This is a genomic window from Colwellia sp. BRX10-3 (genome assembly GCF_014077505.1).
Lineage (GTDB): Bacteria > Pseudomonadota > Gammaproteobacteria > Enterobacterales > Alteromonadaceae > Cognaticolwellia.
Window position 1 is genome coordinate 566,285 of sequence record NZ_JACGWA010000001.1, and the last position, 12,497, is coordinate 578,781.

Annotated in this window: 12 protein-coding genes; 7 read left to right on the top strand and 5 right to left on the bottom strand. The window is 39.9% G+C overall.

The genetic code is table 11. The features are described 5' to 3' along the window. Nucleotides 1–89 precede the first annotated feature (89 nt). Entirely contained in the window at nucleotides 90–500 is a 411-nt protein-coding gene (locus H4J38_RS02450) for a hypothetical protein (protein WP_182129113.1), read from the bottom strand. Between the two features lie 144 nt (nucleotides 501–644). Between H4J38_RS02450 and H4J38_RS02455 the strand changes: the two genes are divergently transcribed. Continuing rightward, nucleotides 645–1,145, top strand: coding sequence for an RDD family protein (locus H4J38_RS02455; RefSeq protein ID WP_182129115.1), 501 nt, complete (start codon nucleotides 645–647; stop codon nucleotides 1,143–1,145). 89 nt (nucleotides 1,146–1,234) lie between these two features. On the opposite strand, the gene lptG is transcribed toward H4J38_RS02455, so the two are convergent. Together lptG and lptF are read right to left on the bottom strand one after the other, a co-directional pair. After that, nucleotides 1,235–2,302, bottom strand: a complete 1,068-nt coding sequence (lptG, locus tag H4J38_RS02460) for an LPS export ABC transporter permease LptG (RefSeq protein WP_182129117.1) — start codon at nucleotides 2,300–2,302, stop codon at nucleotides 1,235–1,237. Continuing rightward, on the bottom strand, nucleotides 2,302–3,426 hold the full coding sequence (gene lptF, locus H4J38_RS02465) for an LPS export ABC transporter permease LptF (protein ID WP_182129119.1): 1,125 nt from the start codon (nucleotides 3,424–3,426) through the stop codon (nucleotides 2,302–2,304). The genes lptG and lptF overlap by 1 nt, the downstream gene beginning before the upstream one ends. A 239-nt stretch (nucleotides 3,427–3,665) precedes the next feature. Between lptF and pepA the strand changes: the two genes are divergently transcribed. The 4 genes from pepA to H4J38_RS02485 all read left to right on the top strand — a co-directional run bounded on the left by pepA (nucleotide 3,666) and on the right by H4J38_RS02485 (nucleotide 9,078). Then, complete coding sequence (pepA, locus tag H4J38_RS02470) at nucleotides 3,666–5,171, top strand: leucyl aminopeptidase (RefSeq protein ID WP_182129121.1); 1,506 nt, start codon at nucleotides 3,666–3,668, stop codon at nucleotides 5,169–5,171. A 31-nt stretch (nucleotides 5,172–5,202) separates the two neighbouring features. Continuing rightward, the gene (locus tag H4J38_RS02475) at nucleotides 5,203–5,679 is read left to right on the top strand and encodes a DNA polymerase III subunit chi (protein WP_182129123.1); all 477 of its coding nucleotides are present in this window, start codon (nucleotides 5,203–5,205) and stop codon (nucleotides 5,677–5,679) included. Nucleotides 5,680–5,701: 22 nt separating this feature from the next. After that, nucleotides 5,702–8,572 (top strand): valine--tRNA ligase, encoded by a 2,871-nt coding sequence (locus H4J38_RS02480; RefSeq protein ID WP_182129125.1) that lies wholly within the window; start codon nucleotides 5,702–5,704, stop codon nucleotides 8,570–8,572. A 299-nt stretch (nucleotides 8,573–8,871) separates the two neighbouring features. After that, on the top strand, nucleotides 8,872–9,078 hold the full coding sequence (locus tag H4J38_RS02485; RefSeq protein ID WP_182129127.1) for a cold-shock protein: 207 nt from the start codon (nucleotides 8,872–8,874) through the stop codon (nucleotides 9,076–9,078). Between the two features lie 117 nt (nucleotides 9,079–9,195). Here the strand turns inward: H4J38_RS02485 and hemH are convergent, their stop codons facing one another. Both hemH and H4J38_RS02495 read right to left on the bottom strand, forming a co-directional pair. Further along, nucleotides 9,196–10,212 (bottom strand): ferrochelatase, encoded by a 1,017-nt coding sequence (gene hemH / locus H4J38_RS02490; RefSeq protein WP_182129129.1) that lies wholly within the window; start codon nucleotides 10,210–10,212, stop codon nucleotides 9,196–9,198. Between the two features lie 9 nt (nucleotides 10,213–10,221). Beyond that, nucleotides 10,222–10,800, bottom strand: coding sequence for a glutathione peroxidase (locus H4J38_RS02495; RefSeq protein WP_182129131.1), 579 nt, complete (start codon nucleotides 10,798–10,800; stop codon nucleotides 10,222–10,224). Between the two features lie 330 nt (nucleotides 10,801–11,130). On the opposite strand from H4J38_RS02495, the gene ccmA reads away from it, so the two are divergent. Both ccmA and ccmB read left to right on the top strand, forming a co-directional pair. Next, complete coding sequence (ccmA, locus tag H4J38_RS02500) at nucleotides 11,131–11,802, top strand: cytochrome c biogenesis heme-transporting ATPase CcmA (protein WP_182129133.1); 672 nt, start codon at nucleotides 11,131–11,133, stop codon at nucleotides 11,800–11,802. Between the two features lie 11 nt (nucleotides 11,803–11,813). Next, the gene (gene ccmB, locus H4J38_RS02505) at nucleotides 11,814–12,497 is read left to right on the top strand and encodes a heme exporter protein CcmB (RefSeq protein ID WP_182129134.1); all 684 of its coding nucleotides are present in this window, start codon (nucleotides 11,814–11,816) and stop codon (nucleotides 12,495–12,497) included.

Below are 12,497 nucleotides of genomic sequence, written 5' to 3' on the forward strand. Positions count from 1 at the left end.
AACATTACTGAAGAGGCAGGCATTATACGAAAAATAACTCTGTTAGCAATAGTTTTTCTTTTATTCTCGCTTGAGTGCTGCTTATTTGTTCATGAAGAGCTAATAGTAGTAGATGCTAGCTCTTTTTCCAACCATAGTCTGGCATCAAAGGCATTATCAAAAAATGCATGCTTGATACCTGCACCGCGATATATTTTAGAAAATAAATTTTCTGCTAACTGTGATGTTGTGCAATGCGCTAAGTTTAAGGCCACAGCTTTAGTTTTGCTATTGCGAATAAAATTAACATGATATTCAAGGCCTGCTTCAACACTTATGGCTTCCCCTTTGGGTGTTAATAAAACACCATAATTACTTTGATCAATTTGGGTAACCGCCCATCGCAACTGTTGGTGCAAATAATCTAAGTATTCGATATTCCACGGCCCTTGCGCTTGAATCAAGATGAGGTTGTCTTCTATCGTTATTTCCAACGAGCTACGTGGTGCAAATGTGGTCATGATTAAACATCCTATTGTAATCTAGAACTTAATATTTCTTATTCGTTTATCTAAATATGAATAATAATTAAATATTACGCTCTCTTACTTATACTTTTATATGCCTTTTGCTAAACTAGCGCAAATTTTTCTATTGATATGGCTATGTCATTAACTTCTAGTTCATCTTTTCCTCGTGCAGGCTTCCGACGTCGTTTAGCTTCATGGTTGTATGATGCTTTAATCGCAATTGCTGTTTACATGACCGCTGGCGCAGCTTCATTTTTAATTATTTCCTTAATGGTTCATTTTGGCGCTTTTGATTTGCAAGGTTATCAGCACTTAAGCGATACCATTAGAAATACACCTTGGTTGCTGTGGCCAAATGAACTTTGGAAGCTGGGCTGGGTGTCATTATTCTTTGTCTGGTTTTGGTCTAAAAGTGGACAAACTTTGGGGATGAAAGCGTGGCGTTTAAAAGTGCAAAATCAAGATGGTAGCTTAATCACTATAACTACGGCTTTAAAACGCTTATTGCCAACATTATTCGGCTTAGGTAATTTTACCGTATTAGTTGATAGAAAAAATAAATTGAGTCTTCAAGATAGGCTAACGAATACTGAGGTGGTGCTGTTAACCCTTGAAGCAAATCGTGGCAGGCTTTAACTATTCTAATTAATTTAATACTTTAACAACCGAGAAAATGCAGTAAGGCATTCTTCTCGGATTTCAAAAATTTAAACTATATAGTCTTGCTAACTCGCGCGCCTATTCATTAGATATAAAGCAATACTGACAAAAATAACGCTTGGCATAAAAGCACCAAAAATGGCGGGTAGTTGATAGACCAAACTGAGCGAGCCTAACACTTCGTTGACAATAAAGAATAAAATCCCCGTTGCCACACCCATCATAATTCTTGCTCCCATTGATACCGAGCGCAATGGACCAAAGATAAAAGATAGCGCCACTAATAACATAACGGCCAACGTAATGGGTTGTGCTATTTTCCGCCAAAATGCTAACAAATATCGACTCTTATCTTGCTTATTGGCATCTAAATAATCTAAATAATCACTTAAGCCTCTAAGTGATAAAGACTCTGGTTTTACTGTTACAACACCTAATTTATCAGGGGTTAAGGTTGAGTTCCAAGACATTATATCTTGGCTTTCTTTACTAATTTCTTTCGCGCTGATCTTGGTTTCAATAACATTACGTAATTGCCAAGCATTTTTTTGATAAACTGCGCTACTGGCCGATACCCAACTTGACAGTTTAAGCTGCTCATTAAAACGATATATTTGAATGTCTTTTAAAGAACCTTGATCTTGTACTTCACCAATATGAACAAAGTAGTCACCGTCTTTGGCCCATGTACCACCGGTTGATGAGATTAAACTCCCCCCCGAAATTGCCTGAGCACGCACTTGTCGCGCTGCAGCTTCACCTTGAGGGGCAAGCCACTCACCAACCGCCATACTGACGACAATTAATAACAAGGCTGATTTCATCACTGATTTAATAATATCAAGGCGAGAAAGCCCTGCTGCCTGCATAACAATCAGTTCGCTACTACTTGCCATCATGCCCATACCAATTAGGCCGCCAATTAACGCCGACATAGGGAAAAATAACGAGACATCTTGCGGAATAGCGTAAAGCACATAAAGCGCAGCGTGAGATAAATCATAATTACCTTTACCGACTGACTTCATTTGTTCAACAAATTTAATGATGCCGCTCAAACTGACAAATACCGCTAAGGTGAGAAAGGTCGTAGAGGCAATAACGCGACCTATGTACATATCTAAAATACGCATTAAGCAGCACCCTTATTTTTAGCGATTTTCGCTTTAATTTTCCGGCCACTCGTTCTTCCTTTCACCAGCAGGCTAAAGCCTAATATCAGTACAATAAAGTGCACGGGCCACAAGCCAATATATTGCGGAACAGAGCCTTTTTCTATGCCGGAACGAACCGCTGTCAGCAACAAGAAGTAACTTAAAAACAATAATAGTGCTGGTAGCATTTTACCAAACTTACCTTGGCGCGGATTAACCACACTCAGCGGCACTGCCACCAAAGTCATAATAATACAGGCTAATGGAAAGGCGATTCGCCATTGGCTTTCGGCGCTCGTTTCAGGCGATTGGTCTTGGTAAAGTTCTGCGGTTGGTATGGCACTGAGTTTACGGCGTTTGTGCGCCACTTTTTGATCTTGAATTTGAATATAATATTTATCAAATGCAACTTGGCGAAATTCTTTATTTTTTATATCATTTTGATAACGCGTGCCGGCTGATAAGATTAAACGCTGCGAGCCCGTTTCTTCTTCAACAACCTGACCTGTTGCGGCATAAACCAGACTAGAATCTATAACACTGGTGTTTGGCGAGTTTTCATTAGGCAACTGTGCAACAAAAACCTTTTCAAAAGTATTGTCATCACGGTTTTTATCATGAATAAAGATTACTGCCTTTTTATTACCTGTGGTTTGAAAACGACCAGCAATAAGTGAGCTTAACCCTGAGTCTGCCGCTATTTGATCTTTAACTTGGTATTCATACTCTGCCGCCATCGGCGACAAATAAAGCGTAAATATGCCGGTAATTATGGCCGTAACCAAACCTAATATTAAGGTAACGCGCACCACATACCATTCGCTTACACCACAGGCATGTAATACTGTCATTTCATTTTCAGCGTAAATGCGACCATACGCCAATAAAACCCCAAGAAAAAAGCTCAGTGGTAAAATCATGCCAGCAAGATCAGGTATTTTCAGGCCAATAAATGTCATCACCAAATGACCTGGAATACCCCCTTCCGAGGCATCGTCAAGTACGCGAACGAATTTATTGCTGATAAATATTGTCATAATGACAAGAAATACCGCAAGTTGGGTTTTAGCAACTTCTTTGAGTAAATAACGAAATATAATCACAAAGTGATCCTATAAAAACTTAGTTTTTTCTGACATACAGCCATTTTTTGCGTAAACTTGTCATTTTTAGCATTAAGTTAATTGTAAGCTTAACAGGTAATGCTGTGCAATCCGGCTATAATTATAGCCTTTAGCCGAATACAATTAAAAGCAAGCTTAGCGATTATTTACTGTTTTTAGCAAGCTTATTAGTATATTTTCTATAAAATATACGCATTTGAGTCAAATTAGGAGACATCATGGAGTTCAGTGTAAAGAGTGGCAGTCCGGAAAAACAACGTAGCGCCTGTATTGTCGTCGGTGTTTTCGAACCACGTCGTTTGTCGGCAATCGCTGAGCAACTAGATGAAATTAGTGAAGGTTATATTAGTAACCTGTTACGTCGTGGCGACCTTGAAGGCAAGTCTGGGCAAATGTTGTTGTTGCATCATGTGCCAAACATTCTGAGTGAACGCGTATTATTAGTGGGCTGTGGCAAAGAGCGTGAGTTAGATGAACGCCAATATCGTCAAATTATCAGTAAAACCATTAGTACCCTAAATGAAACCGGCTCAATGGAAGCTGTATGCTTTTTGTCTGAATTACATGTTAAAGGCCGTGATACCTACTGGAAAGTACGTCAAGCTATTGAAGCAACACAAGATTGTCTTTACAGTTTTAACAGTTTAAAAACTCGTAAAGAAGAGCCTCGTCGTCCGTTACGTAAAATCGTATTTAATGTGCCAACGCGTCGTGAATTACCGATTGGCGAACGCGCAATTAACCATGCGCTAGCGATTGCTGAAGGTATAACTACCTGTAAAAACGTCGCTAACATGCCGCCAAACATTTGTAATCCTGCCTATTTGGCTGAACAAGCACAAATTTTGGGTACCGATTACGATAATGTCACTACGCAAGTGATTGGCGAAAAAGAAATGGAAGAACTCGGCATGGGCTCTTATTTAGCCGTAGGCCGTGGTTCTGTGAATGAGTCACTGATGAGCATTATTAAATATAATGGTGCTGGCGATGATTCGAAACCTCTAGTATTAGTCGGTAAAGGGTTAACCTTTGACAGTGGTGGTATTTCATTAAAACCAGGCGCAGGCATGGACGAAATGAAATATGACATGGGTGGTGCTGCCGGTGTTTTAGGTGCTATGCATGCCCTTGCTGAGCTTCAATTACCTATAAATGTTATTGGCGTTTTAGCTGGCTGTGAAAACATGCCAAGCAGCAACGCATACCGTCCTGGTGACATATTAACCACTATGTCTGGTCAAACTGTTGAAGTATTAAATACCGATGCTGAAGGCCGTTTAGTATTATGTGACGCACTAACCTATGTTGAACGTTTTGATCCTGAACTTGTTATCGATGTTGCCACCTTAACTGGCGCATGTGTTGTAGCGTTAGGTGCACATGCAACTGCCTTACTTAGTACTCATAATCCATTGGCGCACGAGCTATTAAATGCCTCCGAGCAAAGTGGTGATAGAGCATGGCGTATGCCGTTATGGGATGACTATCAAGATCAACTTGAAAGCCCATTTGCTGATTTTACCAATTTAGGTGGCAAAGAAGCAGGCACAATTACTGCCGCATGTTTCTTATCTCGCTTTACCAAAAAATATCATTGGGCGCATTTAGATATTGCTGGTACAGCATGGCGCAGCGGTAAAAATAAAGGCTCAACAGGCCGCCCAGTAAGTATGCTAACGCAATTTTTATTAAATCGCGCTGGCGCTGAGCAAGGCGAATAGTTCTCAGTGAATTTATACCCGGAATAACGTCATGCTAACCCAAGCAATGTTCTACAGTATAGAAGAGCAAAGTGCAGTCACAGGTGTAACTGAAGCACAGTTGCACCTGCATTATGCTTGCCTGCAAGCTGCTCACTTTTATCGACAAAATAAGCGGGTATTTATTTATACTCAAGATCAACAAAGCGCGCATGATATCGACGAAATGTTATGGGCTTTTGATCCTGATAGTTTTGTACCCCACAATTTAATTGGTGAAGGTCCAAAGCAAGGTGCTGCTGTCGAAATTAGCTGGCAGCCACCAAAAAACCGCCGTGCGGTTTTAATTAATTTAACTAGCGAGGTACCCAACTTCGCTAACCAATTTTCGCATCTGATAGATTTTGTACCTGCCGATGAAACCCTAAAAGAACAAGCTCGAAACCGTTTTCGTACTTGTCGCCAATGGGGTTACAATGTAGCTCACCAAGTTGCAAGCGCACCGCAAACTATCGATACAACCAGTTAAAAATCTTCTGACGGAAACTCTGATGGAAAAAACATTTACCCCCTCTGACATTGAACAATCCCTTTATAAAAGTTGGGAAGAACAAGGTTACTTTAGCCCAACGGGTGAAGGCGACAGCTACAGCATTGCTATTCCACCACCCAACGTAACGGGTAGTTTGCATATGGGACATGCTTTTCAGCAAACCATAATGGACACCTTGATTCGTTACCAACGTATGCAAGGTAAAAATACCTTGTGGCAAACCGGTTGTGACCATGCAGGTATCGCAACGCAGATGGTCGTAGAGCGCAAAATTGCCGCAGAAGAAGATAAAACCCGTCACGACTATGGGCGTGAAGGTTTCATTGATAAAATTTGGCAGTGGAAAGAAGAATCGGGTGGCACAATCGGTAAGCAAATGCGCCGTTTAGGTAACTCTATTGATTGGTCTCGTGAAAGATTTACCATGGATGATGGTATGTCTGAAGCCGTACAAGAAGTTTTTGTGCGTTTATATGAAGACGACCTAATTTATCGTGGTAAACGCCTAGTCAACTGGGATCCAAAATTCCATACTGCTATTTCAGATTTAGAAGTAGAAAATAAAGATAAAAAAGGCCACATGTGGCACTTGCGTTATCCATTAGCTAACGGAGCGAAAACCGCAGATGGTCTTGACTATTTAGTCGTTGCCACCACTCGTCCTGAAACAGTATTAGGTGACACGGGTGTTGCGGTAAATCCTGAAGATCCGCGTTATAAAGATTTAATTGGCAAACAAGTATTATTGCCTTTAGTTAATCGTTTAATTCCGATTGTTGGCGATGAACATGCCGATATGGAGAAAGGCACGGGTTGTGTAAAAATAACGCCGGCTCATGACTTTAACGATAATGAAGTGGGCAAACGTCATCAATTACCTCAAATCAACATTTTTGATAAAGACGCTGCAATATTAACCAGCGCTGAAATCTATGATACTAAAGGTGAAGTGTGTAATGCATACGACACAGAATTACCGGCAGAATTTGCTGGCATGGATCGATTTGTTGCCCGTAAAGCCATCGTTGCTAAGTTCGAAGAATTAGGTTTATTAGTTGAAGTAAAAGAGCATGACTTAGTAGCACCTTATGGTGATAGATCAGGCGTCATCATTGAGCCCCTACTAACAGACCAATGGTATGTACGTGTTGAAAAATTAGCAGGCCCAGCCGTTGAAGCTGTTAAAGATGGTCAAATTGAATTTGTCCCTAAGCAATACGAAAACATGTATTTTGCTTGGATGAACAATATTCAAGATTGGTGTATTTCACGCCAACTTTGGTGGGGACATCGTATTCCGGCTTGGTATGACGAAAATGGTAAAGTGTATGTCGGCCGCACCGAAGCAGAAGTTCGGGCTAATAACACCATTAGCGACGACATGAAGCTAAGCCAAGATGATGATGTACTTGATACTTGGTTCTCATCTGCACTTTGGACCTTCTCTACATTAGGCTGGCCAAAAGAAACTGAAGATTTAAAAACCTTTCATCCGACTGATGTATTGGTAACCGGTTTTGACATTATTTTCTTCTGGGTTGCCCGCATGATCATGATGACCATGCATTTTAACAAAGATGAAAATGGTAAAGCGCAAATACCGTTTAAGAAAATCTACATGACCGGACTTATTCGCGATGAAAATGGCGATAAAATGAGTAAATCAAAAGGCAATGTTGTTGATCCATTAGATATGATTGATGGTATTTCTCTTGAAGACTTATTGCAAAAACGTACCGGTAATATGATGCAGCCTAAATTGGCCGCTAAAATTGAAAAACTGACCAAGAAAGAATATCCAAACGGTATTGAAGCACATGGTACTGATGCATTACGTTTTACCTTAACGTCTGTAGCAACTACCGGTCGCGATATTAGCTGGGATATGAAACGTCTTGAAGGTTACCGTAATTTTACTAACAAATTATGGAATGCCAGCCGTTATGTCTTAATGAATACTGAAGAATTTGATTGCGGCCGCTCTTCGTCGAATGAATCTGCTGGCGAAATGGAGTTTTCATTAGCCGATCGCTGGATTATGGGGCAATTTCAACAAACAGTGAAAACTGTACATGAAGCTTTTGAATCGTTCCGTTTTGATTTAGCATCGCAAGCACTATATGAATTCACTTGGCATCAATTCTGTGACTGGTATTTAGAATTAACTAAACCTATATTGTTCAAAGGCAGCGAAGCCCAACAGCGTGGAACTCGTCATACCTTAGTTAACGTTTTAGAAAAATTACTGCGTTTAATGCACCCTATTATGCCGTTTATCACGGAAACTATTTGGCAACGCGTTGCACCTTTAACAAACTTTGAGCAAACTGGCGATAGCATTATGATACAAAGCTTTCCTCAGTTTGACCAAAGCCAGTGCGACCAAACTGCAATCGATGATTTAGAGTGGGTTAAACAGTTTGTAGTTGCCATTCGTAATATTCGTGGCGAAATGGACATAGCCCCAAGTAAACCATTACCCGTGCTACTAAAACATGTTAATACTGACGACAGACGCCGTTTAACTGAAAATGAACAGTTTATTAGTGCCTTGGCTAAACTAGAAAGTATTAACGTATTAGCAGATGATGATAATGGCCCTGCTTCTGCAACAGCCGTTGTTGGTGACTTATCAATACTCATACCCATGGCAGGTTTAATCGACAAAGATGCTGAATTAGCCCGTTTAGACAAAGCCATTGAGAAGTTAACCAAAGACGCAGACCGTGTACGTGCCAAGCTTAACAATGAAAGTTTTGTTGGCAAAGCACCTGAAGCGGTAATAAATAAAGAAAAAGCTAAGTTAGCCGAAGCTGAATCTACCTTGATAAAAATGGTTGACCAGAAAGCGCAAATAGCTGAAATTTAAATAACTTATTTAAATTAAATGATAAAAGCCAGCATCTTAGCTGGCTTTTTTGTCATAAAAAAGTCGGCTAATCTTCATATTTTTTAGAGATTCCTCAATTCTACTGTGTTATTATGCGCTCGCGTTGAGTTTTTGCGTTTCGGGATAAGGAGAGATCTTCTGGTCAATAGACCAATGATCAGCCTAGACGCTTTAATATGTGTTACTGGAAACCTATCTCTACTTTAGGTAGAGAGCATTTACTCCGTATATGGCCGTTTTGGCTAAACTTTAATTTTTGACCTGCGAGAAATGTTAGTATGTCTACAGTAACTGGTAAAGTAAAATTTTTTAACGAATCTAAAGGATTTGGTTTCATCGAGCAAGAGAACGGCGCTGACGTGTTTGTTCACTTTAGTGCAATTTCTGGTGACGGTTTCCGCACTTTGACTGACGGTCAAGCGGTAACTTTTAGCGTAAAACAAGGCCAAAAAGGTCCTGAAGCTGAAAACGTAGTTGCATCTTAATCTAAAGTGCTAACTAAGCTTTAGTCATAACTAAAGCTCAAATAAAAAAAACGAAACTTATGTTTCGTTTTTTTGTTTCTATCGCTAAAAAATTTAGCTTACGTACGCATTAATATACTAAACAATATGTGGCTCTATTAAATCAAGCATAACGTCGATGTGCGAATCGTCATCATTGAGTGCGGCAATATAGTGATATTGTTCACCACCCGCCGTAATAAATATTTCTTTGTTTTCGTGTACTAACTCTTCTAAAGTCTCTAAACAGTCAGCACTAAATGCTGGGCTAATAATAGCTACATGTTTATTGCCTGCTTCAGCGAGACTTGCCAGAGTTTCATCTGTGTAGGGTTTTAGCCACTCTGCTTTGCCAAAACGGGATTGAAAGGTCATCACATAATCATCTTTACTTAAGCCAAGTTCCTCAACGACTAAACGGGTAGTTTTATGGCTGAAGCAATAATATGGGTCGCCCTGCTCTAAAAAATATTTAGGCATACCATGGTAAGAGAATACGAACTTATCAGGTTTACCATGAACGGCTATATGATTGTTAATGCTTGTCGCTAATGCTTTAATATAGAGGGGCTTATCATGATAACTACTTTGAAAGTGAATACTTGGGATCCAGCGCCAGGTTTTAATTTTATTAAACACTGCATCAAAGGTGGCTCCGGTTGTTGGGCCAGCATATTGTGGGTATAGCGGCAGAACAATAATGTTGTTAACCCCTTTTTCTTGAAAGCTTTCTAAAGCGTTGCCAATAGAAGGATTGCCATATCTCATGGCGACATCAACGATCACTTTATCGCCATATTTTTCTGTGAGAACTTTCTCAACTTTAGCCTTTTGTTGCTTGCTAATAACTAATAAAGGCGAGCCTTCCTCCGTCCAAATACTTTCATATAACTTAGCTGACTTTTTTGGCCGTACCCTAAGAATAATGCCATGTAAAATCACCATCCAAATCAAGCGAGGAATTTCTACGACACGTGGGTCAGATAAAAATTCACGCAGGTATCGTCTAAGCGCACCTGCCGTTGGACTATCAGGCGTACCTAAATTCGTTAACAACACCCCCGTTTTTGCGGTGCAATCATGAATTTTTTTGCTTTGCCCTGCATATCTTGACATAAACTTTCTCTATAGTATTTCGTTGATAGCGTTAACAAAAGCTTCTGAATCTGGCTTTACGCGACTATTAAAGTGCTTCACTATTTTACCATCGGCGCTAACCAAGTACTTATAAAAGTTCCACTTGGGTGCTGTAGTCTTTTCGGCTAGATTTTTAAAAATAGGATGTGCTTTATCACCAAATACATGCACAGGCGATAACATGGTGAATGTTACGCCATAATTAACGAAGCAGATGTCAGCCGTATCTTTTTCCTCATCTTCTTCTTGAAAAAAATCATTTGAAGGAAAGCCAATAACAACTAAGCCTTTTTCTTTATATTCTTTGTGCAAGCTTTCAAGCGCTTTAAACTGGGGTGTAAAACCACAATGGCTTGCGGTGTTTACTATTAATATTGCTTTTCCGGCCGTGAACTGACAAAGATCAAGTATCTCTTTTGCATGAAGCTTTTTTTCACTGTGCTGCATAAATGCTAAGCATTGCGATGACTCGTCAACCTCAAGGCTCTTAGTCGTATCTACTTCAGCCTGTGCTCTAACGCTAAAAGCCGTTAAAGCAATAAGGGTAATCACTAATAAGTTTTTCATAAGCTTCCTTTAAGTCCTCTTTCTTGTGACATATTATCGTAATTCATTAAGCAAAGGAATTATCCATCTTGCTGATAATATGCTAATAATTTAATTAAAATGTTATACGAATTGAATTAATGAATTGATCACTTAACGAAATTTAAAATGCCTTATGTAAGAAAGATGTACGGAAAATCTGTTACTAGCCTTTATTGAACGATATAGTATCATACGCATTACGTGCAGCGATGAGTGTCAATGTATGAAATATAAATCAAAGCTAATCGTTGTTATTATCCCCATACCAACGTTTAACAATACCTACATGTAACAGTTAAGTGAAAAAGTTTGTCAAAGCAAAACACCGAAAACAAAGTATATACACCAAATGCGAATAGCTTGTTAAGTGCCAATAACTTAACATGTATTCGTGAAGAGCGTGTGTTGTTTGAAGCGCTTAATATAAGTGTTTGTGCGGGCGATATTTTGCAAATTGAGGGGCCGAATGGCGCAGGAAAAACCAGTTTATTGCGTATTCTTGCGGGTCTGTCTCAGCCTTATGACGGCTGCGTTTATTTTCAAGATAGAAATATTGCTCAATACCGCGAAGTATTCCATCAAGATTTACTGTATTTAGGGCACTTACCCGGCGTTAAAGACGAAATGACCGCCCAAGAAAACCTTGAGTTTAATCTTGCTTTGCATGGTTTAGCTAGCAACACAGCCGAAACGACATTAGCAGAAGTTAACTTATTGGGTTTTGAGGATGCGCTTGCTTCTCATTTAAGTGCCGGACAACACCGCCGCATTGCTTTGGCGCGTTTGTGGCAAAGCAATGCTAAAATTTGGATTTTGGATGAACCCTTCACCGCTATAGACAAGTTAGGTGTTAAAAAATTAGAACAACTATTTTTACAACATGCCGATAATGGCGGCTGTGTCATATTAACTACCCATCAAGATCTTTCATTACCCGCAGAGCGAGTAAATAAAGTCACTTTAGCTTATCGGTTTTATTAGGGTAATTATTCATGACACAACTTTCTTACCGTGCGGCCTTTGCTTTAATTGTTAAAAGAGATCTAATGATCGCTTTTCGTCATCGCGACGACATTATCAACCCATTATTGTTCTTTGTTATTGTGGTAACGCTTTTTCCGTTAGGTGTTGGTCCAGAAAGCACAATATTATCACGCATTGCACCCGGCATTATTTGGGTTGCGGCTTTACTAGCAACATTACTGTCACTGGATAGGCTATTTAAGTCAGATCACCGAGACGGTTCACTTGAACAAATGCTTTTAAGCCCGCATCCGGTATTTATTTTAGTACTGGCCAAAATTTTTGCCCACTGGTTACTGACCGGATTACCTTTAATACTCATCGCGCCATTACTAGCAGTATTACTGCATTTAAATGAGAGTAGCTACGGTGCACTCATGTTGACACTATTATTAGGCACCCCGGTATTAAGTTTGTTAGGTGCAATTGGCGTTGCCTTAACCGTAGGCATTAAAAAAGGCGGCGTGCTTTTAAGCTTACTGGTGCTCCCGCTTTACATTCCCGTGCTCATTTTTGCTACCAGTGCAATTGACACTGCAGCAATGAACTTACCTTATAGCGGACAACTTGCTATAATCGCGGCAATATTTTTTGCCTCGTTAACCTTGGCCCCCTTTGCTGTTAGCGCAGCGCTGAAAGTGAGTACAAATTAA